Source organism: Salinicoccus albus DSM 19776 (assembly GCF_000385175.1).
Classification (GTDB): domain Bacteria; phylum Bacillota; class Bacilli; order Staphylococcales; family Salinicoccaceae; genus Salinicoccus; species Salinicoccus albus.
Map to the genome: position 1 here is coordinate 57,062 of NZ_ARQJ01000028.1, position 22,251 is coordinate 79,312.

The window sequence follows — 22,251 nt, forward strand, 5'->3', positions numbered from 1 at the left end:
CATTATAACATTTCAATGGTTTTATTACTCTGGATAGACAGGTTGTATTACTTTATACTGAATTAACCACACAGACCGTTATGTTATAGTGTAAAATTAGGAATAATATAAATTACAGAGGAACCGCTTCAACTTACAAGGGAGGTAAACTATGATCAGAGGGATAAATCATATTACGTATTCGGTATCAGATTTGGCCCGGTCGACAGCATTCTATAAAGATATCATGGGCGGCAAACTGCTTGTTGAAGGAGATCGAATGGCTTATTTTGATCTCGGGGGCATATGGCTGGCTTTGAATGAAGAAAAAGATATTCCGCGAAATGATATACAATATTCCTATACCCATACAGCCTTCACTATCCCGGACAGTGAGTTCGAAAAGTGGTATGAAAAACTCGTGGCAAACAGGGTGAATATACTGGAAGGACGTAAAAGGGATGCACGGGACCGGCAATCCATTTATTTTACGGACCCGGACGGACACAAACTGGAATTACATACAGGCGTTCTGCAAGATCGAATTGATTATTATAAACAGGACAAGAAGCATATGAAATTCTATGATTTATGAGAGGCAGACTGGCCTTTAGAAACCATTTAATGCAGCCCTGGTCAAACGGATATAACAAATGGCAGAGGTATAATATGAATGATACTTTAGATCCGTATGTTCAGAAGCTGGTTAATCTATACATGCAGCTTTGGATAATCTTAAAAAAGTTAAAAAAGAGTTAACAGCCAGCGACATGCCATGGTTGAAAACTCTTTAAATAAGCAGTTTAGCGCAAAGTGTGGGTATTACAGCAACTTCCGAACTAATCAGTACGCTATACCTGCGCGCGATTTAATATACGCTTTTGATTCTATCTGACTGTACGTGAATTCTGCTGTATCCTGTACAGAAATTTTAGTACCGCTTTTCGGCAGGACGTCATGCTCTGTCCGATATTGGCCTGTATGTTCTCCGTCGGGCAGATATGTCGGACATACAATGGTCCATTCGAGCTCTGATTGTGCAAGGTGCTCATAAACGCTGTGATGTTCTTCTGCTGCACGGGTCGTGCTGCGTTTGGACTCATTTGATTGATAACGCAGTACGCCCGGCTCGGTTCTGCTGTTCAGAATACCTGCAGTGCCGATCGTTATAATGCGTTTTACATCCTCATGCTTCATGGCGTTTATAATTTTCGGTATGCTGTCAGTTAAAGTCGTTGTTTTATCAGTGCTTAATGCACTGACTACAACGTCCGCACCATGCATGGACTGGATGATATCTGCTTTGTTTCGGGCATTCCCCTCGACTACAGTCAAATTTTCATCTTTTGTTTGAATCTTCTCCGGACTTCGCACCAGCGCAGTCACAGAATTTTTGTCCCTGAGCGCGTGGGTCAGTATATGACTGCCGACTCTGCCGGTAGCACCTAAAAGTAAAATATGCATAGAAATTAAACTCCTTCCTTGTCTATTCTATTATTCTATTGTTATTTACTCAATTAAAATGGGAAATTGATTATTTAAACCATCAGTGATATCCTTAAGAGGAGAGCAAAGTAACTCCATGAAAACACCTGACCCCCAATCTATCACCAGTAGATTGGGGGTCAGGTGTTTTTCGGTGTGGTTAACGTCACCTAGTGTTACGCTTGTTTAACCAATAAATGAGCAGCGCCCCCCCTGTTGCGACAGGGCGAGGAGAGTCACATTTTGTTAAATAGTATGAAAAAGAAACAATTGATTAATAATGAGTAATCAGCAGTGCAATTATTCATTAAAAATTGCACACAAAAGAGTGGTAACATTGTCATAAATACCAATATGGAGTAGTGAACGATGGATTATATAGAACAAGGGACACCGAAATTCAGAAAAACGAACTTTGCATTTTTTGCGGCGGGCTTCAATACGTTTGCGATATTATATACGGCCCAGCCCCTCATGCCGGAATTTGTGCGTGTCTTTGATGTCAGTCCGACGCTATCGAGTCTGGCGATGACAGTGACGACGTTTGCCTTGGCAATCTGTATGCTGTTCTTCGGATCGATTTCTGAATCGTTCGGTCGTAAAAACATCATGGTGATTTCGATGTTTGCGGCTTCCCTGCTATGCATTCTCACAGCTTTCAGCCCAAACTTTTATGTGCTGATGGTGTTCCGTGCCCTGCAGGGTATTGTTCTGGCCGGTGTGCCGTCGATCGCCATGGCCTATATCAGCGAGGAGATCCACCCGAGAAGTCTGGCGGTGGCAATGGGGCTTTATATCAGCGGCAATGCTTCCGGATCGGTATTCGGCCGTGTGTTCAGCGGGGTGGCGGCTGAATATATCGGCTGGAACGGCGCCATATTAACCATCGGCATCATCAGTATCATTGCGACGATCATATTTTGGAAAAGTCTGGAGCCTTCAAAGCATTTTGAGCCCAGAAACTTCAATTTCATCCAATTGACGCGTTCGCTGCTTGCCCATTTGAAAAATCCGGTTCTGGTTTGTTTTTTCATCATGGGCTTTCTCCTGATGGCAATGAATCTGTCCATTTTCAGTTATGTGACATTCGTACTGATGGATGATCCTTTCAATCTCAGCCAATCCATTGTCAGCTGGGTATTTATCATCTTCGTCATCGGTATCTTCAGTTCAGCAATCACTGGAAATCTGGTCGTTAAATTTGGAAAGGTTAAAGTGACCTACATCGGCCTGTTCATTGGTCTGGCCGGGGTTTTATTCACTTTTGCGCCAAATCTGGCACTGATTGTCATCGGCCTCAGTCTGTTCACCTATGGGTTTTTCGCCACACATTCGATCGTCAGCGGGCTGGTCGGGGAGAATGCGCTTGCTAATAAAGCGCAGGCGTCCTCCTTATATCTTTTCTTCTATTATATGGGATCCAGTATCGGCGGTACGCTTGGCGGGGTGTTCATGACAAATTTCGGCTGGACCGGCATAGTACTGCTCAATATCGCTTTCCTGCTGCTGTGTCTGATGTTGTTAGCTGCAGCAATCAGATTCAAACGGAGACGTGCATAGAAAATCTTTTAATCTAAACTTAATGAAGTGATTCAAAGATATTAAAGGATAATAATAAATTTAATGGTTAAACCAAATAATAATTTTATTTTCGGTGTTTTATTGATTTTGTAATTAATTAGTTGTATCATTAAACTATTAAAAGATACAGGAGATTTGTTTATGAAAAAATATATTATGCTTTTTGTAAGCGTATCCATTCTGCTGCTGGGTGCCTGTACGGATGACCGGGCAGGGTCAGATGATGTGCATAACCTGACCCTGGCTCATAATCACCCGACGACCCATCCGGTGCATGAGTCTTTAGAGAAATTCAAGGAAGCGGTTGAAGGACGGTCGGATGGGGATATATCCATCAGCCTTTATCCGAATGGTGAGCTTGGTGACGAAAGGGAAGTAATTGAGCTGACCCAGACAGGTGCTGTGGACATCACTAAAGTGAGCGCTGCTGCCCTGGAGAGTTTCCGTCCGGAGTATTCGATCTTTGGTGTGCCGTATATGTTTGACAGTGAGGAAGAATTTGAGGAGAAGATGAATGATCCCGAAGTTGCAGATACGATTTATCAATCATCTGAAGATATCGGTTTTGTCGGATTGACATATTTCGATGCAGGTATGCGGAGTATATATACTGCAGAACGGGAGATTGAAACCACTGAAGATATGGCAGGGCTGAAGGTCCGCGTGCAGCCGAGCGCCACAAGTGTGGACATGATTGAGGCACTCGGCGGCACCCCGACGCCGATGGCCTACGGTGAAGTATACACTGCACTTCAGTCCGGTATCATTGATGCTGCTGAGAATAATCTGACTTCCCTCGTCAGCAGCGGCCATGGTGAAGTTTCTGATCATTGGTTCTACACGGAGCACGCGATTGTACCTGATATGCTGATCATCAACAATCAGCTTCTGGAAGGCATGTCTGAAGAACATCAGAAGATCGTTCAGGATGCGGCAGATGTGGCGAATGAATTCCACAAAGACGTCTGGGATGAAGCCACCAAAGAAGCTGCGGATGAAGCACAGAATGAAATGAATGTGGAGTTCCATGAAGTGGATAAATCTTCATTCGAAGAAGCGGCACAGCCGCTCCACGAAGAGATGAAGAATGATGAAATGATGGGTCCGATCTACGAACTGTTCAGGGGGGATGAATCCGATGGAGAAGGCTAAACGCATTGTTGATACAGTAATTCTTTCCGTTGCCGGCACAGTGATTATTCTGATGACTCTGCTTTCGACCTGGCAGGTGATTGCCAGATATATACTCAATGATCCGAGTACTTTAAGTGAAGAGCTCATCAGATACATGCTGATCTGGTTCACGCTGCTTGCCGCTGCCTATGTGTTCGGCAGAAACAAGCATATTGCGATTCTGTTCGTTCGTGAGCAGATGTCGCAAAAGATACAGGTGGTGCTGGCATATCTGTCTCAAATTGCCATTCTATTGACTGCCGCTGTGGTATTTATATACGGCGGGATAAGAATCACGCTGCTGACCATCCCGCAGATTGCGCCGGCTACAGGCATTTCAATGAGCTTTGTCTATGCATCGCTGCCGGTCTCCGGTGCAGTGATATTTTTCTACACCATCTATAACATCATGCATATTAATCGTTCGGTAAATAAAGAAGATGAGGATGTGACCAGTCTATGAGTGTGACAGTGTTATCGGGTATTATGATCTTTGGTCTGCTGCTTTTATTTCTAACTGTTGGATTTCCAATCGCCATATCCATACTGTTGAGTTCTTTGTTCACTTTGATGCTCATCCTGCCGGCGGATACGACGATTTTCACCGGTGCGCAGCGTCTGGTGACTGAGATGAACAGTTTTACGATGCTTGCGATCCCTTTATTTGTTCTGGCAGGGATTATCATGAATAATGGTGGTATTGCATTCAAGCTGATTAACTTTGCCAAAGTGCTTGTCGGAAGAATTCCCGGCTCACTTGCGCATACGAATGTTGTCGGTAACATGCTGTTCGGTTCTATCGCAGGTTCCAGTGTGGCCTCTGCTGCAGCCATGGGACGCATCATGGGGCCGATGCAGGAGAACAGCGGATATGACAGAAAATACGCTGCAGCCACAAACATTGCGTCTGCACCGGCCGGTCTGCTCATTCCGCCGACTTCCATACTGATCGTATACTCTCTCGTCAGTGGCGGCACTTCAATCGCCGCGCTGTTTATGGCCGGGTACATCCCGGGCATCCTGTGGGGGGTGACGACGATGGTTGTGGCATTTGTCTTTGCCAAAAAGTATAAGTATTCGGTGTCGGAAAAAATCTCCTGGAAAGACAAGGTTTATCTCACGCTGGATGCCCTGCCGAGTCTGATGCTGATCGTCATCGTCATCGGCGGTATCGTTGCAGGAATCTTCACTGCCACTGAAGGTGCTGCAATCGCCGTCATCTATTCGACGGTGCTTGCAGCGATCTATAAAAATCTTAAGCTGAAAGAAATACCGGCGATCATGAAAGAAACAATTGAAATTACAGGCATGATATTGCTGCTGATTACGGCTTCAGGACTGTTCTCGCTCGTCATGTCCTACACAGGTCTGCCGAGTGCCATCAGTGAAGGGCTCCTGTCCCTGACGGATAACCCGGTCGTCATCCTGCTGCTGATGAATGTCATATTGCTCGCCATCGGCACATTCATGGATATTACACCTGCCGTATTGATATTTACGCCGATATTTTTACCGATCGCAACATCGATGGGTATTGATCCGATTCATTTCGGCATTATCATCACGTTCAACCTGTGTATCGGCAATATGACACCGCCGGTCGGTTCCGCTTTATTCGTCGGTGCCAGTGTGGCGGATATCAGAATTGAAAAAGTGATTCCGATACTTGTACCATTCTTTATCGCTTTGTTCATAATGTTGATTATTGTCACGTTTATCCCGGAACTGAGCTTGTTCCTCCCGAATCTGCTCGGCCTCGGCTAAGTTAAATTTATATAAGGAGAAGATACAATGATTGATCAGGATTTCCTGCTTACAACCCCAACGGCGAAGTGGTTATATCATGATGTCGCTAAAGAGATGCCGATCATCGATTATCATAACCATCTGGACCCGCAAGAAATATATGAGGATAAAAACTATCGTTCCATTACAGATGTCTGGCTCGGCGGTGATCACTATAAGTGGCGTGCGATGAGAGCGGCCGGTATTGAAGAGGACAAGATTACCGGTCAAGCGGATGAAAAGGCGAAGTTCGATGCGTTTGCTGAGACGATGCCAATGCTCTTCGGCAACCAGCTGCTGCACTGGACACAGCTTGAGCTTAAGCGATTCTTTGGTATTAATGCGTTCCTGTCACCTGATACTGCTGATGAAATTTATGACAGGACAAACGAAATGCTCAGCAGTGACGCCATGAAGCCGAGAAGCATCCTGCAAGATCAGAATGTAAAATTCCTGGGGACGACAGATGATCCGGTCGATGATCTGAAATATCACAAACTGCTTGCTGAGGACGACACTTTCAATATTCAAGTCTCTCCGTCCTTCAGACCTGATAAAGCAATTGGTATTGAACAGCGGGACTATGTGGAATGGCTTGAAAAACTCGAAGCGGCCGTCGGGCGCACAATCGATTCCTATGATGGTTATCTGGAAGCGATGTATGAAAGAATTTCGTTCTTCAATGACATGGGGTGCCGGGCGTCAGATCACGGCATTAATGAAATGTTCTATCAAAAAGCCACAAAGGCGGATGTTTCTGAAATATTTGCCAGAGTGCTGGCCGGTGAAACTGTGAGTGAAACGGAAGCAGAGCAGTTTAAAACATATACCCTTGTCCAATTCGCCAAAAAATACAATGAATATGGCTGGGTGATGCAGCTGCATATCGGCCCGATGAGAAATAATAATTCACGCATGTTTGAGCTGGCCGGGCCGGACAGCGGTTTCGACTCCATCAATGATAAACTGGTGGCAGAACCCTTGAGCCGATTTCTGGATGAAATTGATTTTTCCGGTGAACTGCCGAAAACAGTGCTGTACACATTAAACCCGAGAGATAATATCATCATGGCAACGATGGCCGGAAATTTCCAGGGCGGCAGTCCCGGGAAGGTTCAATTCGGCACGGCATGGTGGTTCAATGATAACTATGACGGCATGCTGGACCAGATGAAGACACTTGCCAATGCTGGTGCGTTCAAAACATTCATCGGTATGCTTACAGATTCGAGAAGCCTGTTGAGTTTCGCAAGACACGAGTATTTCCGGAGGATCCTCTGCGAACTGCTCGGATGGTGGGCAGAGCAGGGAATGGTGCCGTATGATGAAGCGCTGTTGAAAGCATACGTCGAGGATATTTGCTACTACAACGCCAAAGATTACTTTGGATTAGAATAATAGAAAAAAGGAGAAACGCTTATGGAAATGAGTTTCAGATGGTACGGCGCTGACGATCCGGTGACGCTTGAGCACATTCGTCAGATTCCGCAAATGAAAGGGATTGTCTCAGCTATTTACGATATACCGGCCGGGGATGTGTGGCCCTATGACCGTATTGTCAGCCTGAGGGATGAGATTGCTGCTCACGGGATGACATTGAATGTCATCGAGTCAGTGCCGGTGCATGAAGATATCAAACTGGGACGCGGCAACCGCGACGCGCTGATTGAAAACTACCAGGCAACGATTCGTAACCTGTCCAAGGCCGGCATCAAAACGGTGTGTTACAACTTCATGCCGGTCTTTGACTGGACCCGGACGGCACTTGATGCCGCCCTGGAAGACGGTTCGAATGCGCTGAAGTATGATGAGGCAGCGGCCAGAGACATCGATCCGTTAAGCGGCGAATTGACGCTGCCGGGCTGGGATCTGTCCTACCAGACCGATGATCTGAAGGCCATTATGGATGCTTACCGCGAAATCAGTGAAACCCAGCTGTTCGAACACCTGGTGTATTTCCTGGAACGCATCATCCCTGTAGCGGAAGCGGAGGGTGTCCGCTTGGCCATCCACCCGGATGATCCGCCCTGGGGCATTTTCGGGCTGCCGCGCATCATCACTGGTGCTGATGCATTGAGACGGCTGTTTGAAGCGGTGCCGAGTCCAAATAACGGCATTACATTCTGCATGGGGTCCTATGGGTCCAATCCGGACAACGATCTGTATGAGATCATTGATGCCGCGAAAGACCGCATCCATTTCGTTCACGCAAGAAACGTGAAGTGGACCGGTGACCGATCGTTCCAGGAAACGTCGCATTCGGTCCATGACGGTTCACTGGATATGGTCGGCCTGTTGGAAAAACTGGCGGCAAACGGGGTAACATCACCAATCCGGCCGGACCACGGCCGCATGATCTGGGGCGAGACCGGCCGCCCGGGCTACGGTTTATATGACCGGGCCCTCGGGGCAACGTATCTGAATGGCATTCTGGATACATTGAGGCGTTAAGTTCTAAAAAAACGCCCTGGCTGCTGGTGCAGTCAGGGCGGTACGGTTAATGGGTGTAATCATAATCGTTCAGATCCAGATGGTTAATATCCAAAAACTTTTCAAGGGGGACGATCGCTGCGCCCAGCGCACTGGAACGGCTGCCCAGCGGGGAAATGAGAATCTCGTCATAATCGATAAAAGAGGAGATCAGCTTCGGTTTCAAATCATCGAGGAGTTCCGGGTAGTTATTAATAATGCTGCTGTTGATGATCAGCTTTTTCGGGTTGAAGACATTAATGATGTTGTTCATGCCGACTGCCAGATATGAAATGTAGTCATCGAAGATTTGATTTGTTTTTTCATCCGCCTTCAATGTTGAATAGTCCGGATAGTCGAACAGGTCGATATTCTGTTCCGTCAGCTGCTGTTTCAGCATTTCATCTGAGGCGTACCGTTCAAAACAGCCGCTGTTGCCGCATCTGCACTGAATGCCGTTCTGTTTGATGATCATGTGGCCGACTTCGCCGGCATATCCGGAAAAACCTTTGAAGATTTCATTATTGAGCAGTATCCCAAGACCGATGCCGCTTGAAAGGGTCACGCAGTAAAGGTTCGGCTGATATTCTGTAAATGATTGTTCGGCAAGTACGGCCATGTTGGCGTTGTTATCAGCATAGACCGGCACATTGAATGTCTCCTCGAGCAGTGTCAGCAGTGGTTTCAGATTGATTTCATCCGGCGGGGAGTACAGCAGTTCCTGTTCCTCGTTCACAATGCCGTGGAAACTGATACCGATACCTGCCAGCCTGTTCGGCTGATAGACCTGGTCATACTGTTTGATGACCGGCTGCAACAGCCTTGGCAGTATATCAATCAGCTGGTCGGTACGTCGGATATCAAAATCGTAGGTGTTGTTATAGACAGTCATGCCCTTAAGGTTGATGATGATGATCCGGATATGGTCGCGGTCAATATCAATCCCGATTGTGTATGTGCTCATCGGGTTGATCTCCAGGTTGATCGGCCGGCGGCCGGGCTGCTGATAATTTTCAACCGGTTTTTCAATGATCAATGAATGGTTGAGGAGTTCGTTCACCTGAGAGGAAACCGTCGCTTTATTCAGCCCGGTTCTTTTGGAAATACTGATTCTGGAAATTGATTTGTTGCGGATGATTTCTTCGAGCACGAGACGTCGGTTCATGGATTTGATATAGTTCGCATCACCGGTAAGCATTATGACACCTCTTTATAGTTTAAGTATTAAACAAATTTTAACAAAATATAATATAATCAGCAATTTCAGTTTAAATTAAATGGGAGGTATCACCTATGAGTGGATATATAAAAACGGATCTTACGGGCCAAGTCGCTGTCGTAACTGGCGGCGGCGGTGTGCTCGGTTCATATTTTTGCACAGCGCTCGCTGAGGCGGGGGCGAAAGTTGCAGTGCTTGGCCGTACACTTGCAAATTGTGAAGAAGTTGCGGAAGGCATCAGGCATGACGGCGGGGAAGCTGTTGCGTTGAGTTGTGATGTGACAGATAAAAGTTCAGTGGAGGCAGCAAGAACGGAAATCGGCCGGGCATTGGGTACATGCGACATTTTAGTCAACGGTGCAGGCGGCAACAGTCCAAAAGCCTCTACAGACGACGAGTATCTGGATCTGGAGAGGCTGGAGGATCCGGAGGCGAAAGACTTCTTCGCTCTCGATACAGATGGCATTGATTTTGTCTTCAAACTCAATTTCCTGGGCACATTGATCCCGTCCCAGATTTTCGGCAGGGATATGGCGCCGAAATCACATGCTGCAGTCATCAATGTATCTTCTATGAACGCATTTACTCCGCTGACGAAAATCCCTGCCTACAGCGGAGCAAAGTCAGCAGTCAGCAACTTTACCCAGTGGCTGAGTGTATACATGTCCAAAACTGGTGTCAGAGTCAATGCTATGGCGCCCGGATTTCTGGCAACAAAGCAGAACAGGGATCTTCTCTTCGATAAAGACGGCAACCTGACAGAACGCAGCCATAAAATCATCAGTGCGACCCCGATGGGAAGATTTGGCGAACCCGAAGAACTCCTTGGTACCTTGCTGTATCTGGCGGACCATGAAGCCTCCGGCTTCGTCAATGGTATCGTTATTCCAGTAGATGGTGGATTTTCAGCTTACTCGGGTGTGTAAGCTATAATGGATAATAAAAGGCATGAAGATGTTTAATAACATCTTCATGCCTTTTTGTATTGGAGTTGCGGGGATGGCCCCTCTAGCGCTTCACTTCTCTTGTCGCATCCAGCACGCTTCCCATGCCTGAAATGTCTTCTGTCAGGAAATCACCGGTGATTGTGTGTTTATAAAGCATGTTGCCAAGGGCATTGTGCAATACATTTTCGTGAGTCAGCTCATTCATCAATCCGTGAATGACACCTGCAGTATAAGCGTCGCCGGTGCCAATCCTGTCGAGGATGTCGATCTCATAGGCATCGGTTTCTGATATGTGTCCGTCCACTGAGATCATGCCTTTGATAATATTCTTGTTTGTATGGACGGTGGTGCGCTGTGTGAACGCGATATGGGAAATGCCGTATGTTTCATGTATCTGATTTAAGATCGGTTTGAGTGTTTCTGCATCCGGGTTCCGCTCTAATCCATCCTTTACTTCAAGGCCGTTTTCTATCAATTCGAACGGTTCATAGCCGAATATCACATCACAGTATTCAACGAATTTTGTCATTGTTTTTCTTGCTGCTTCAAAGCTCCACAGATTGCCCCTGAAGTTGAGGTCGGCACTGATTGTGAGCCCAAGTGCTTTAGCGGCATCAAGCGCATCAATGAGCACATCCTGCAGTTCGGGGTTCAGCGCCGGAGTGATTCCGCTGAAATGGAACCAGTCATAGTCTTGGAAGGCCCGTTTAAAATCATAATCGCTGCGTACGGATTGTTCGAAGCTGGAGTTTCTGCGGTCATAGATGACCGAGGAGGACCGTACATTGAATCCTTTCTCAAGGAAATAGGTACCCATTCTGCCGTCAGTAAAGTTTATGTGTTTGGTTTTGACGTCATTACTTTTGAGCAGGGATTCCGTCCGTCTGCCAAACCCGTTGTCCGGCAGTGATGTGATTATGGCGGTATCAACACTGGAAGCGGCCAGGCTCATTGCCACGTTCATTTCGCTGCCGCCGATATTAATATTGAACTGATCTGCAGTTTTAAAAGTGGATGAAGCTTCTGTACTGAGCCGCATCATGATTTCTCCAAAAGTGATAAAACGCATTATATATCTCCTTTCACCGCTTCGTAAGCTGCTGCAAAGCTTTCAGTATTCTCTTTGATAACTTCAGGATTAGAGCCGTCATAACCTTTGGCGAGTGCACTGCCGATGCCTATCGCAAAAGCACCGTTTTTAACCCATTCGCCCATGTTTTCCTTGTTCACGCCGCCGGAAGGCATCAGATTCGCATGCGGCATCGGTCCTTTTATATCCTTGATGAATGAGGGTCCGAGACCGCCTCCCGGAAATACCTTGAGCACATCCACGCCGGACTTCATCGCTTCAACGATTTCAGTCGCTGTCGCACATCCCGGCAGGTATGGAATCTGGTTCAGATTGCACAGTTCGGAGATATCAGCATCGAAGTGAGGGCTGACCACGTATTCAGCCCCGCGGCGAATCGCCTCATCCGCTGTTTCCCTGGACATGACAGTGCCGGCGCCGACATTAATGTCGGAAAGCGCTGCGAAATGCTCGATCAATTCACTCGCCTGCGGCGTGGTGTAAGTGATTTCTATATTTTTAATGCCGCCAGCAATGATTTGTTCGATCATTTTAACAGTATCATCGTAATCTGTGCCGCGAACGACTGCGATTAAATAGTTGTCATGTATTTTGTTCAGTATGTTAAACTTTCTCATAAAGTCACTCCCCAGTAGATATTTGATAAATAAAAAAACGTTCCAAGGATTAAAGATCTGTTTTACTAAAACGTTTTAGTCATAGGAGTATTATACCATGAAAAAAGTCACAATCAAAGATGTAGCCACCCGCTCGGGGGTGTCCATCAGCACGGTTTCCCAGTACCTGAACGGACGCTATAATTACATGGCTGAGGAAACAAAGGAACAAGTCAAAGAAGCGGTCCGGGAATTGAACTATCAGCCTAATTTTATGGCAAGGAATCTGAAGAATCGTTCGACGAAAACGATTGGCATCATCGTTTCGAACATTCTTCATCATTTTGCGGTTTCATTGACGAGGAAAATCGAGGATTACTGCGATATGAACGGCTACAGCCTGATCATCTGTAATGCTGACGATGATCCGGACAAGGAGCAGAAGTATATCAACAACTTGATCTCCAAACAGGTTGACGGTCTGATTATTATGCCGACGACAGAAAATGATGAACTTTATAAACGGATGGCCAACCAACGATTTCCTTTGGTTTTCATTGACCGTTATATGGCAGATGTGGATGTGCCTGTCTTCAAGCTAAATAATAGCGAAGCTGTAAAAACGGCATATGACTTTTTGCAGAGCAGAGGGGCCGAACGCTTCTGCTATATCGGTGTGGCGGATCAATTGCAGCTGACGCCCAGAGTTGAACGGCGCGATCAATTTTTAAAACTGGCTGAAAAGAATAATCACCTCGAACACCAGGTGATCAAGGACACCAATAATCTATTAACAGAACGTATCAGTCAGGAGTTCGTTGATACGGATAAAACCGGCATCATCCTCGCCAACGACTTTGCCCTGATGGCATTCTTGAATTATGTCAGTGAATCAGGGATAAATATCCGGGGCAGGCATCACATCGTCGCGATTGATAATCTGCCGCTTGCTGATGTATACCAGCCGAGATTTGCAACGATTACTCAGCCGATCGAGGAAATCGCATCAAATGCCTATGAGACACTGATGCAGCAAGTTGAAAATCAAACAGAACCCCGTCAGATGATTAGTGAATACGAAGGGGCATTAATTGACAGATAGTGGAAAACCACCCGCCAGTTTAAGAAAATTTTAAACTGGCGGGTTTTGTATGCAGTGTAAAAGCATTCGTATTTTTATTTTCAAAGCAAGCGTTTCCAAAGATTGACAAAAAGCGGCTGATGACTATACAATTAGTTAGTCTAACTAATTAATGAGGTGAATACTTGAACATTGAACAGGAATTTTTCGATGCTTATGTCGCGCTGCACCGGCCTTATATCAACAAGGCGAATAATGTTTTATCCACATATGATCTGTACAGTTCCCAGTGGCTGATTCTTAAGGATATTGCGAAACATGGCACAACGACTTTAGTGGATGTAAGCAGACGCCGTCAGATTGAAAAACCGACGGCGAACAAGGTGATCAAGCATCTTCTGGAATTGGGTCTCATCGAATCCACGCAGGGGGAGGACCGGCGGGTGAAGCATCTGGCGATGACGGACGAAGGCTCAAGGCTTTTCAATGAAGTGAGCGGCAAGATGCAAGAAATGCAGCAGGACGTGCTGAGGCACTTATCTGAAAAGGAAGTTGAAGCATTGATCAGAATGTTTAAGAAAATGAACGTGTAGAAAGGACGGAAATTTTTGGCTAAAAGTGAGCATTTGACAGGCAGGATTTGGACGAAAGAGTTTATCATATTATTTCTTTATCATTTTATACTTATGTTTACAATGTATCTCTCCCTTGTGACCATCGGTAATTATGCGATCGAAAATTTTGGAGCCAGTGCGTCCACAGCTGGGCTGGTGGCCAGCATTTTCATCGTGGGCCGGGCGGTCTCCGGATTCCAGGTTAACCGGATCGGTGCCCGTAAAATCATGGTTATCGGGTCAATTCTATTCTTCGCGACGTATCTGCTTTATTTCGTAGATGGCGGGCTTATATTTCTCATTGCCGTGAGGTTCCTCAACGGATTTACGACAGGCGTCATCAGTACGGCATTGAATACACTGGCCACCATATCCGTACCGGAAAACAGACGGGGGGAAGGCATCAGTTACTTCAGTCTGAGCTTTGTCATCGGCTCTGCCGTCGGACCATTTCTCGGATTCCTGATGCTTGATTACATCAGCTTCGGTGCGATGCAGTTTTATGCAATGCTGGCGGTGCTGCTCGTTACATTGATGCTGCCAATGGTAAAAACCAATAATATTGAGAAAGGGCATGTGCCTCCTAAAGAACGGTTCAGGATGATTGACGGAGATGCACTGCCGATGGGATTCTCAGTACTCTTCATGGGACTTGCTTACTCAGCAGTGCTGTCTTTTCTGAATATGTATGCCGTTGAAGTGGATCTGGTCACAGCAGCTGGTTTCTTCTTCCTGGTATATTCAGCAGTCGTGATGCTGACGCGTCCTTTCACAGGAAAGATACTCGACCAGAAAGGGGCAAATATTGTCCTGTATCCGGCGTTTATTGTTACAGCAGTTGGTTTCTATATACTTGGCAATTCATCAACAGGTCTTGTTCTGCTGGCTGCCGGTGCATTGATCGGACTCGGTTTCGGTAACTTCCAGTCCATCGCACAAACGGTCAGTGTAAATCTGGCAGCAAAAGAAAACGTCGGACTCGCAACGTCCACATATTTCATTATGCTTGAAGTCGGGCTCGGTTTCGGTCCGTTTGTACTTGGTTATCTTGTGCCGTCACTTGGTTACGGCGGCTTATATCAAGGACTGGTATTGTCCATACTCCTGGCGATGATTATCTTCTATTTCGTGTACGGCAGACATGAAAGTTCCGAAAGAAATATGAAGACAAGCCATAAGTGATAAAAAGACAGGGTTCCAATGTGTGGGGAACCCTTAAAGCTGAACTTTTGGTTAGGCGAATTTCGTAAAGGGGCTGGGACAAAAGTCCTGGTTAAAGCCAAAAATCCCCGAGTCAAAATCACATTTTGACTCGGGGATTTTTATATAAATATAAGACAAAAAACAGTGATAAATCAGGGTTAAATTTAACCCAGAAAATATTTCAATAAACGGTCGATTATTGGAATGCTATTTTGCCTCTAAACTGTGTAAATCTTCCTATTAATTTCTGAAAATTTAATATTATTAGATTATACAAATATTGGCCATGATTGGTGAACAAAAGCGCAGTGAATCTAAGAGAAGGCAAGCCCAAGGTGTAGCCATTGCAAAGGCCAAAGGCGTGTATAAAGGTCGGCTGACGCTTTACTCACCGAAAGCCAAAGACCCACAAAAAAGACTTGTGTATCATCGTGTGGTCTCCGGCTAAAGGAAGAGATTGAGATATCTAAAATTGCGAAGGAGGGTGGTATTACACGGCAAACGATATACAGAATTAAGAATAATCTAGACTAGTTTCTATTATAAATACGTATATCTCCTAAAATTACTTATTATGATAAAATTGATGAAGTCATCTAGTTCACTTCTGTGCGGGTAGCATGGAAGGAGGTGACATCATGTACAGCACCCTATTTGAGTTTCTTATTGCACCAATTACTGTCGATGGGATACTCACATTGTTCGCTTATTGGTTGGATAATCGTGATTAATGACTAGATGACTAGACCAATACACCAAATAAAACCCCCAATCTACAGCCATAGATTGGGGGTTCGGTGTTTCATGTACAACATCCTATTTGTTAATTATATTATAACATGTTCATGCTGACCCGTAAATAAACCAAGCTATATAGAGCCGTTTAAAGACAGGTTACGTCTCCTTCTGCATGCTGATAGTTCTAACTTGCCTTAAAAACGCTCTGTGTTTTAGTATTTTTTTCCAGAAAGTTGTTTTTCGCCGTTAAATCTGTTGATATATACAACATTAAAATTCAAAAAATTATATTACTTATTCTTTTCTTTTTCATTTTTCTACAAAAACCCAATCTAATCCTAATCCTCTCACATATTTCATATCCGTTCGGGTTGACGGCACAGTATTCTGAGACTCTATCTTCGATATCATACTCGATAAGATGAATTTCTCTTTTCAAATAGTGATAATCTTCAATGAGTCCATAAAATTTTTCAGCATAAGACATATAAGCGCCTCTTTTGTTATTGATTCCAATTTCCTCTTGATTTAATCCAAAAATAATCAAAAATGTTCTCAACATGAATGGGCATCTACTGTTTTTCGAGCATAGGCGAGAAAGTTTTACGCAGACATCGCTCACGACGTATAAGTGCACCCTTACGGGAGAATATTATTAAAAATAATTTTATACCTTCATAAAAGTTTAGAAAACACTCAGGAAGGCTGATTTGGCTTTTTGGTTGGATACTTTATTCTTTATGAAATTCTCTTCTAGAGTCTGTCGAGTCTCTGTCATCGTGCTTCGATTGTTTCATGTGATTCTCGTAGTCTTTTATACGGATCATTTTTTGACTTTCTTTTTTAGCTTCAGAAAAATAGTGTCCTTCAAAAGTGTCTTTATCAATAATTGTTTTCGGATGTTTTCAAATCTCAAATTCAGAGGCCAAAAATAAATTGTTGATGCTGACCCCGGGATTCACATGATTCATTATGCTGTTCAACTCTTCGAGTTGTGCTTCTATCTCATTCATCTTCTGCAATGTTTTAAATTCAACGGAGTCATGCTTGATCATTCCTGAAAGCAGGTAATGATCCAACGCCTGGATTAAAACCTCTTTTTCTGTTTTGATGTCTTTGGCCGTCGTTATTGCGTGTATCTTTGAAACGGTATCTGATTCAAAATCATATGCTCTTACGAGAATTAAAGACTTTAAAGTTTTCGTTGTTATGAGTTTCGCATATCCCTAGAAAGTTAAATAAGCTTCCCTCAGCATTTTTCATCTATTGAAAGGATAGTTTCCGGGTCGGTTTTAACACTAGAAATCCGTAAATCACATGTAAACGTTTTACATGATGTCTCTGCGAAAAAATTTCTCTTTGACACGTAACAATATAGTGAAGATCCATTTATGCCGAAAAAACTTTTGGTTGCTGACAGACCCTAAATAAACTAAAAGACAATAGGAATAAAATTGTAAAGATCGTCCTTTATTCTTTGTATGACTGTGTTAGTGTTAGGGAGAAATTTATTTTGAAGGTGCAAGAAAATGATTAGAACATTTGAAAATTCTATGGGTTTAAAACTGATTTTGTCTTTTGTATTAATATTTTCAGTTTTGAGCTCTTTTAACTTTGCAGAAGCATCTGATTCGGAGACTTCAGATGAAAGTATGGTCTATTTTGAAAAAGTAAATGATAGTATTATGAAGTTGAATATTGAAAATGGGGAAGGATATATTGATGAGAATGGTAATGCTCGTATTAAAGATAATGTGACAGGGACTATTGCAGATTTGCCTGCTGAATCTGTAGACAAAAATGGAGCGCCTGTTAATCTAGTTTATAAGAAAGATGGAAATGACTTATTAGTCGAGTACCATTCACAAATTCAACCTTTTGGAGTTGCGGAATGTGCGTTAGGGACTGTAGGATCTACTGGTAGTGGAGCGCTTGCTGGTATGGGCATTGGTGCAATGGGCGCAACCCCTGTCACTGTATTAGGCGGTGGAGTCTTTGGGGGTGCTTTTTCAGGTATGACTGGAGCAGCTACTTTTTGTTTCTAACAGGTGATAATTATGAAAAAATTATTATTAAGTAGGAAATTTTCTTATATTTACTTTTTAACTTCACTATTTTTATTGGCGTTGTTCTTTACTTTAGATGGTGACATCATTGTTTCATTACCAGTGGTTTTTATACTTATTTTTTTAGGTATCTATTCATTTTTAGAAATAGAAAAATAAAAAAGAGTTTTCTCTTATATTGATACGAAAGAATATTATTTTATCTGAAACTAACATCAATGCTGCGAATAACCAGTAGCATTAACCAGCGCATTTAGTCATCTCCCACGTTGTTTCCCGGACTCTAAATCACTGTACACCGTCATTAGCCGCTGTATTAATAACATAAGCTTCTTTTGTTATTTCTGGTATCAAGAGAAGAAGCAACCAGATTTTTTGTCACAAAAATTCTGCGCTTCAAAACCTCAAAAAATGCTTGTAAAGTAGGCTTACCAATGGAATTATTAATTATAGCTTTATACTTCATTTTTGGAATTTCATCATTTTCTTTAGCTATATCTTCAATATTATCGATTCTACAAATCCTTAATATTTGGAAGGTTGATTCCATCAACTTTCTAACTTTTTTTGCAATATCAATATCAATTTTTATTGTATCACTGATAATACTAATCATAATCGGATATTTACATTAACCAAACATCATTCAGTCATGAATTTGCTATGGCTTTTCTATTTTTATTCCAATTTCCTTTTGGTTCCTGATGCGCTGCGACCCTAAAAACCCAAAAAGCTGCCGGCAGGCGAACTTGATACCTCATGTCCGCCTGCCGGCTTTTTAGTTTAACTTAGGGTCGGTCAGCATCAAAAAGTTTTCTCGGCATAAATCAATCTCTATTGTTTATCCTAAACGTAACCTGGAAAAAATTCGAACCGTTTTTTATCAGTATTTAGAATTCCACAACGTTTCTAAAACTGGCATAAAACGCGTCTAAAGGGCATTTTTTTATTTAGAAAACATGCACACGTTTGAAATAAGAACAGCATCGTATTTAACTCAATTCGATCGTAATTAAAATTACTATACTCAACCTTTGACTACCTTTTTTATCGGCGGCACGATGGGTCATTTGCATATAATTTCTTATTACATTTAAGTTTTCATTTTACATCTGATAAGAATAATGTATACTACAAATAGATACCAACGGTCGGTTTTTAATAGGGGAGATATGATGACTAAATATAATTCACAAGAAACGATTTTCAAAATTACATCAACTGCCAGTACACTATTTATCAGTAAAGGGTACGATAATACCAGCATTCAGGACATTATCAATGGGGCAGGGATGTCCAAAGGGGCAATCTATCATCACTTTGAATCGAAAGAAGATATATTACAGGCGATTCTCCATTCTCATGGTGAGGATATTGTCAAAACAATGCATTCTTACTTAAAAGATAACCAGTCACTGACGGCAAAAGAGAAATTACGCGGAGTTTTAAGAAAAAACTGGGGTTACATTGAGTCGCATCAATTAGAGGATATGATGCTTTCGCAAAACAAGAATGCACCATTCATCCTGGGCGCGCTGCAAGTATCATTAAAGCGCAGTGCCCCGCTGATAGCAGACATTATGCGGGAAGGGGAATCGGATGGCTCATTAAGTGTTCATTATCCGGAAGAATGTGCAGCAGTATTCTTCCTGCTGATTAATTTCTGGTGTGCCCCGATTTTAATTGAAGGCAGTATCAATGATTTAGAAAAGAGATTGAAGTTTCTGCAGCATTTGATGGAAACCATGGGTGCCGATATCGTTGAAGATGAAATGATTGATCACATTCTGCGGACATACACTCATGTAGAGCATGATCAGGGGGGGCAAATGTGAAAGTGAAAACTGCTGATGTTTCAAAATTATACGATTCATATGAAGTGTTGAAACGGATAAATATGAATGTTGATGATGGAAATATATACGGGCTGCTCGGCCCCAATGGTGCCGGTAAATCAACCTTGCTAAAAATGTTAAGTGGTTTAAACGCACCTTCTTTGGGTGAAGTATATTTTAACGGAAATGCACTTCATATTGATGATGGACATGTGAAGCCGTTGATTGGTTCAGTAATTGAAACACCAGTATTCTATAATCATTTGAGTGCGTATGAAAACTTATCCATCCACCTTGAGTACATGAATACTGACCATTTAACCATTGAAGAAGCTTTGACAATTGTCGGTCTCAAGACGGCTGGCGACCTTCCCGTTGCAAAATTTTCACTGGGCATGAGGCAGCGTCTGGCTGTCGCACGCGCCTTTATCCATCTGCCTGAATTGCTTGTGCTGGATGAACCGTTAAATGGGCTTGATCCTAAAGGGGTAAAAGAAATGAGAGCACTGTTCAAAAAGCTGAGGGGTCAATTTGACATGACTCTGATCATATCCAGTCATATTTTGAATGAGATCGAACATGTTGCTGATGAAATCGGCATACTGCACAAGGGGGAACTATTAACGGAAGTATCGATGCAGACATTAAAGATCAATTATCCGGATGGGATAGAAACATTTTTCTTTAACATGACCGAAGGGGATGGATAAATTGCTCAAATTAATCAGACTGGAGTACAGGAAGACCAATTTAAGACCATATACATTAAGCGTGATTATCGCAACAATACTGTTTATAGGATTTATATACCTGTTTGCTTATATTCCCCGAATAGATGAAGATCCTGAACTCTTGATGTTCGCGGAATACTCCACGGTGTCAGGGTTGTTAATCCTTGTCAGTTTGACCACGTACAGTGTGCTTGCTAGCGCAATGTTTGCCAAAATGGTTATCGATACATTCGACGCAAACAGTTTAACACTGATCTACAGTTATCCGGTGAGACGTTCAGCGATACTCTTATCCAAAATCATTGCGGTGTTGCTGTTTACTGCGGCCGCTATGATGATTTCAAATACGGTTGTCTTTACACTGTTCTTCCTGACGGAATCCATATCGCCGCTGGTCAATGACACATTTGTATCTTCGGTGGTTTTAGATGCTCTGTCCCTGACTCTGCTTTCGATGGCTGCTATGAGTGCAATAAGTGTTACAGCGATGACAATCGGACTTTACAGACAGTCTGTTCCGTTAACGATTATTTCAACCGTTGTCATCCTTGCTTCTACAAATAATGTATTTATGGAAGTACTCTCCAACCCAGTCATATTACTTGTCACTCTGGTTCTATGTATTGTCGTGCTGAGTGTATCGACATTATTAGCCGCTAAACATGTCCGGGATTTGGAGGTGGCCTGAATGATCCAGTTGACGTTACTGTTTATATCCATGAACCAGGGGATCAATATACTGAATATTGTCTTTGCAGTTATGCTGATCTTTGCTGGAGCCTTTGTTTTGCGAAAGTTCAAGAAAAATTGGCAGGTAAATACGGGGATTATTTTGATTTTAGTCGGGGGACTGACTCTCGTGTTTAATGTGGTGATGATAGTAATATAATTCTCAGTGATAACATTGTCCTTAGGATAGCTGTAGGAGGGTAATTATGGAAGATAATACATTTGAACAGATAGCAAACAGATATGATTCAAAAGATAGAATTGATTTAGCTCAGATCATTGTTCAGGAAGTTAGGACGGAATTGCAAAATAGCAAATCAGCTTCCTTAATAGATTATGGCGCCGGCACAGGACTGGTCAGTCTGGAACTGGTGGATTTAGTGGATTCTGTTTTATTGGTGGACGCTTCAGAGCAAATGCTGAAGAGTGCAGCGGCTAAAATTTCTCAGAGGGAAATCACCAATTCAGAAGTCCTTGCTTCAGACTTCACCCAGGAAACGCCAGAACTTAAGGCGGACATTGTTTTAATGTCTCTGGTCCTCCTTCATATTCCGGATACAAAGAAGATTCTGCATGAATTGTTCAACGTGTTAAATAACGGCGGCAGGCTTATCATTGTTGACTTCGACAAAACAGATAAGATCAATCATCCTAAAGTGCACAATGGTTTCGCTCATAAAGCACTGGAGAATATATTATCCGGCGTTGGATTTAAATCGAATAACATCAGGACCTTTCATCATGGAGCGCGTATTTTTATGAATCAGGACGCATCAATGTTCATATCCACCAGTGTGAAATGATGGGGACTGATGGGCAGCTTCATCGAAACGGTTTGCTGAATTTGGCCTTAGACTGTTTGTTGAAGCTGTTTCATTACATTTGTCATAGCGATTGGTCACAGATATCACTATTTTTTATCCTAGAAAC

Annotated in this window: 24 protein-coding genes and 1 pseudogene; 19 read left to right on the forward strand and 6 right to left on the reverse strand. The window is 43.3% G+C overall.

Going from position 1 to position 22,251, the window contains the following annotated elements; all coding sequences use genetic code 11:
* The first annotated feature begins 151 nt into the window (after nucleotides 1-151).
* Complete coding sequence (gene fosB, locus G343_RS0108000) at nucleotides 152-574, forward strand: metallothiol transferase FosB (RefSeq protein WP_020007611.1); 423 nt, start codon at nucleotides 152-154, stop codon at nucleotides 572-574.
* A gap of 248 nt (nucleotides 575-822) precedes the next feature.
* Here fosB and G343_RS0108005 read toward each other — a convergent pair whose 3' ends face one another.
* A complete protein-coding gene (locus tag G343_RS0108005) occupies nucleotides 823-1,443 on the reverse strand; it encodes an NAD(P)-dependent oxidoreductase (RefSeq protein WP_020007612.1) in 621 nt (206 codons plus the stop codon).
* 390 nt (nucleotides 1,444-1,833) lie between these two features.
* Between G343_RS0108005 and G343_RS0108010 the strand changes: the two genes are divergently transcribed.
* The 6 genes from G343_RS0108010 (at nucleotide 1,834) to uxuA (ending at nucleotide 8,454) form a co-directional block, all read left to right on the forward strand.
* Entirely contained in the window at nucleotides 1,834-3,024 is a 1,191-nt protein-coding gene (locus tag G343_RS0108010; protein ID WP_020007613.1) for an MFS transporter, read from the forward strand.
* A gap of 162 nt (nucleotides 3,025-3,186) precedes the next feature.
* Complete coding sequence (locus tag G343_RS0108015) at nucleotides 3,187-4,197, forward strand: TRAP transporter substrate-binding protein (protein ID WP_020007614.1); 1,011 nt, start codon at nucleotides 3,187-3,189, stop codon at nucleotides 4,195-4,197.
* Nucleotides 4,184-4,681, forward strand: a complete 498-nt coding sequence (locus tag G343_RS0108020) for a TRAP transporter small permease (RefSeq protein ID WP_020007615.1) — start codon at nucleotides 4,184-4,186, stop codon at nucleotides 4,679-4,681. The genes G343_RS0108015 and G343_RS0108020 overlap by 14 nt, the downstream gene beginning before the upstream one ends.
* Nucleotides 4,678-5,982: a TRAP transporter large permease gene (locus G343_RS0108025; RefSeq protein WP_020007616.1), complete on the forward strand. Its 1,305-nt coding sequence runs from the start codon at nucleotides 4,678-4,680 to the stop codon at nucleotides 5,980-5,982. The genes G343_RS0108020 and G343_RS0108025 overlap by 4 nt, the downstream gene beginning before the upstream one ends.
* A gap of 27 nt (nucleotides 5,983-6,009) precedes the next feature.
* Nucleotides 6,010-7,401: a glucuronate isomerase gene (uxaC, locus tag G343_RS0108030; RefSeq protein WP_020007617.1), complete on the forward strand. Its 1,392-nt coding sequence runs from the start codon at nucleotides 6,010-6,012 to the stop codon at nucleotides 7,399-7,401.
* A 21-nt stretch (nucleotides 7,402-7,422) separates the two neighbouring features.
* Complete coding sequence (uxuA, locus tag G343_RS0108035; protein WP_020007618.1) at nucleotides 7,423-8,454, forward strand: mannonate dehydratase; 1,032 nt, start codon at nucleotides 7,423-7,425, stop codon at nucleotides 8,452-8,454.
* Between the two features lie 46 nt (nucleotides 8,455-8,500).
* Here uxuA and G343_RS0108040 read toward each other — a convergent pair whose 3' ends face one another.
* Entirely contained in the window at nucleotides 8,501-9,670 is a 1,170-nt protein-coding gene (locus G343_RS0108040) for an ROK family transcriptional regulator (protein ID WP_020007619.1), read from the reverse strand.
* A 95-nt stretch (nucleotides 9,671-9,765) separates the two neighbouring features.
* Here G343_RS0108040 and G343_RS0108045 point away from each other — a divergent pair, with 95 nt between their 5' ends.
* Nucleotides 9,766-10,617, forward strand: coding sequence for an SDR family oxidoreductase (locus G343_RS0108045; RefSeq protein WP_020007620.1), 852 nt, complete (start codon nucleotides 9,766-9,768; stop codon nucleotides 10,615-10,617).
* 82 nt (nucleotides 10,618-10,699) lie between these two features.
* On the opposite strand, the gene G343_RS0108050 is transcribed toward G343_RS0108045, so the two are convergent.
* Together G343_RS0108050 and eda are read right to left on the reverse strand one after the other, a co-directional pair.
* Nucleotides 10,700-11,707, reverse strand: coding sequence for a sugar kinase (locus tag G343_RS0108050; RefSeq protein WP_020007621.1), 1,008 nt, complete (start codon nucleotides 11,705-11,707; stop codon nucleotides 10,700-10,702).
* Nucleotides 11,707-12,345: a bifunctional 4-hydroxy-2-oxoglutarate aldolase/2-dehydro-3-deoxy-phosphogluconate aldolase gene (gene eda, locus G343_RS0108055; RefSeq protein WP_020007622.1), complete on the reverse strand. Its 639-nt coding sequence runs from the start codon at nucleotides 12,343-12,345 to the stop codon at nucleotides 11,707-11,709. Before eda ends, G343_RS0108050 begins: the two co-directional genes overlap by 1 nt.
* A gap of 97 nt (nucleotides 12,346-12,442) precedes the next feature.
* On the opposite strand from eda, the gene G343_RS0108060 reads away from it, so the two are divergent.
* The 5 genes and pseudogenes from G343_RS0108060 (at nucleotide 12,443) to G343_RS15410 (ending at nucleotide 15,953) form a co-directional block, all read left to right on the forward strand.
* A complete protein-coding gene (locus tag G343_RS0108060) occupies nucleotides 12,443-13,426 on the forward strand; it encodes a LacI family DNA-binding transcriptional regulator (RefSeq protein ID WP_020007623.1) in 984 nt (327 codons plus the stop codon).
* 164 nt (nucleotides 13,427-13,590) lie between these two features.
* Complete coding sequence (locus tag G343_RS0108065; protein WP_020007624.1) at nucleotides 13,591-13,998, forward strand: MarR family winged helix-turn-helix transcriptional regulator; 408 nt, start codon at nucleotides 13,591-13,593, stop codon at nucleotides 13,996-13,998.
* Between the two features lie 15 nt (nucleotides 13,999-14,013).
* Nucleotides 14,014-15,201: an MFS transporter gene (locus tag G343_RS0108070; protein ID WP_020007625.1), complete on the forward strand. Its 1,188-nt coding sequence runs from the start codon at nucleotides 14,014-14,016 to the stop codon at nucleotides 15,199-15,201.
* 289 nt (nucleotides 15,202-15,490) lie between these two features.
* Nucleotides 15,491-15,756: pseudogene (locus G343_RS15185) on the forward strand (helix-turn-helix domain-containing protein); the annotation flags it as partial.
* A 104-nt stretch (nucleotides 15,757-15,860) separates the two neighbouring features.
* Nucleotides 15,861-15,953, forward strand: coding sequence for a type I toxin-antitoxin system Fst family toxin (locus tag G343_RS15410; RefSeq protein WP_020007626.1), 93 nt, complete (start codon nucleotides 15,861-15,863; stop codon nucleotides 15,951-15,953).
* A 912-nt stretch (nucleotides 15,954-16,865) separates the two neighbouring features.
* Here the strand turns inward: G343_RS15410 and G343_RS15750 are convergent.
* Nucleotides 16,866-17,039, reverse strand: a complete 174-nt coding sequence (locus tag G343_RS15750) for a hypothetical protein (RefSeq protein ID WP_020007628.1) — start codon at nucleotides 17,037-17,039, stop codon at nucleotides 16,866-16,868.
* A gap of 450 nt (nucleotides 17,040-17,489) precedes the next feature.
* Between G343_RS15750 and G343_RS14475 the strand changes: the two genes are divergently transcribed.
* Nucleotides 17,490-18,005 carry a hypothetical protein gene (locus tag G343_RS14475; protein ID WP_020007629.1) on the forward strand — a complete coding sequence of 172 codons (516 nt, stop codon included), beginning with the start codon at nucleotides 17,490-17,492 and terminating at the stop codon, nucleotides 18,003-18,005.
* Between the two features lie 337 nt (nucleotides 18,006-18,342).
* Here G343_RS14475 and G343_RS0108095 read toward each other — a convergent pair whose 3' ends face one another.
* Entirely contained in the window at nucleotides 18,343-18,642 is a 300-nt protein-coding gene (locus G343_RS0108095; protein ID WP_020007630.1) for a hypothetical protein, read from the reverse strand.
* A gap of 559 nt (nucleotides 18,643-19,201) precedes the next feature.
* On the opposite strand from G343_RS0108095, the gene G343_RS14480 reads away from it, so the two are divergent.
* Genes G343_RS14480 through G343_RS0108120 form a run of 5 tightly spaced genes read left to right on the forward strand, consistent with a single transcriptional unit; the run spans nucleotide 19,202 to nucleotide 22,124 of the window.
* On the forward strand, nucleotides 19,202-19,861 hold the full coding sequence (locus G343_RS14480; protein WP_020007631.1) for a TetR/AcrR family transcriptional regulator: 660 nt from the start codon (nucleotides 19,202-19,204) through the stop codon (nucleotides 19,859-19,861).
* The gene (locus G343_RS0108105; RefSeq protein WP_020007632.1) at nucleotides 19,858-20,571 is read left to right on the forward strand and encodes an ATP-binding cassette domain-containing protein; all 714 of its coding nucleotides are present in this window, start codon (nucleotides 19,858-19,860) and stop codon (nucleotides 20,569-20,571) included. Before G343_RS14480 ends, G343_RS0108105 begins: the two co-directional genes overlap by 4 nt.
* A gap of 1 nt (nucleotide 20,572) precedes the next feature.
* On the forward strand, nucleotides 20,573-21,280 hold the full coding sequence (locus G343_RS0108110) for an ABC transporter permease (protein ID WP_026366320.1): 708 nt from the start codon (nucleotides 20,573-20,575) through the stop codon (nucleotides 21,278-21,280).
* The gene (locus tag G343_RS0108115; RefSeq protein WP_020007634.1) at nucleotides 21,281-21,481 is read left to right on the forward strand and encodes a hypothetical protein; all 201 of its coding nucleotides are present in this window, start codon (nucleotides 21,281-21,283) and stop codon (nucleotides 21,479-21,481) included. It begins immediately after the preceding gene.
* A gap of 46 nt (nucleotides 21,482-21,527) precedes the next feature.
* Nucleotides 21,528-22,124, forward strand: coding sequence for a class I SAM-dependent methyltransferase (locus G343_RS0108120; protein ID WP_020007635.1), 597 nt, complete (start codon nucleotides 21,528-21,530; stop codon nucleotides 22,122-22,124).
* The last annotated feature ends 127 nt before the right edge of the window (nucleotides 22,125-22,251 follow it).

Excerpts from the sequence above, each read along its gene's own strand:
- G343_RS0108060 (WP_020007623.1), top strand. The coding sequence starts at position 12,443 with ATGAAAAAAGTCACAATCAAAGATGTAGCCACCCGCTCGGGGGTGTCC.
- G343_RS0108010 (WP_020007613.1), top strand. The coding sequence starts at position 1,834 with ATGGATTATATAGAACAAGGGACACCGAAATTCAGAAAAACGAACTTT.
- uxuA (WP_020007618.1), top strand. The coding sequence starts at position 7,423 with ATGGAAATGAGTTTCAGATGGTACGGCGCTGACGATCCGGTGACGCTT.
- G343_RS15410 (WP_020007626.1), top strand. The coding sequence starts at position 15,861 with ATGTACAGCACCCTATTTGAGTTTCTTATTGCACCAATTACTGTCGAT.
- G343_RS0108050 (WP_020007621.1), bottom strand. The coding sequence starts at position 11,707 with ATGCGTTTTATCACTTTTGGAGAAATCATGATGCGGCTCAGTACAGAA.
- uxaC (WP_020007617.1), top strand. The coding sequence starts at position 6,010 with ATGATTGATCAGGATTTCCTGCTTACAACCCCAACGGCGAAGTGGTTA.
- G343_RS0108020 (WP_020007615.1), top strand. The coding sequence starts at position 4,184 with ATGGAGAAGGCTAAACGCATTGTTGATACAGTAATTCTTTCCGTTGCC.
- G343_RS0108040 (WP_020007619.1), bottom strand. The coding sequence starts at position 9,670 with ATGCTTACCGGTGATGCGAACTATATCAAATCCATGAACCGACGTCTC.
- G343_RS0108120 (WP_020007635.1), top strand. The coding sequence starts at position 21,528 with ATGGAAGATAATACATTTGAACAGATAGCAAACAGATATGATTCAAAA.
- G343_RS0108095 (WP_020007630.1), bottom strand. The coding sequence starts at position 18,642 with ATGATTAGTATTATCAGTGATACAATAAAAATTGATATTGATATTGCA.
- eda (WP_020007622.1), bottom strand. The coding sequence starts at position 12,345 with ATGAGAAAGTTTAACATACTGAACAAAATACATGACAACTATTTAATC.
- G343_RS0108025 (WP_020007616.1), top strand. The coding sequence starts at position 4,678 with ATGAGTGTGACAGTGTTATCGGGTATTATGATCTTTGGTCTGCTGCTT.
- G343_RS14480 (WP_020007631.1), top strand. The coding sequence starts at position 19,202 with ATGACTAAATATAATTCACAAGAAACGATTTTCAAAATTACATCAACT.
- fosB (WP_020007611.1), top strand. The coding sequence starts at position 152 with ATGATCAGAGGGATAAATCATATTACGTATTCGGTATCAGATTTGGCC.
- G343_RS0108005 (WP_020007612.1), bottom strand. The coding sequence starts at position 1,443 with ATGCATATTTTACTTTTAGGTGCTACCGGCAGAGTCGGCAGTCATATA.
- G343_RS14475 (WP_020007629.1), top strand. The coding sequence starts at position 17,490 with ATGATTAGAACATTTGAAAATTCTATGGGTTTAAAACTGATTTTGTCT.
- G343_RS0108115 (WP_020007634.1), top strand. The coding sequence starts at position 21,281 with ATGATCCAGTTGACGTTACTGTTTATATCCATGAACCAGGGGATCAAT.
- G343_RS0108045 (WP_020007620.1), top strand. The coding sequence starts at position 9,766 with ATGAGTGGATATATAAAAACGGATCTTACGGGCCAAGTCGCTGTCGTA.
- G343_RS0108015 (WP_020007614.1), top strand. The coding sequence starts at position 3,187 with ATGAAAAAATATATTATGCTTTTTGTAAGCGTATCCATTCTGCTGCTG.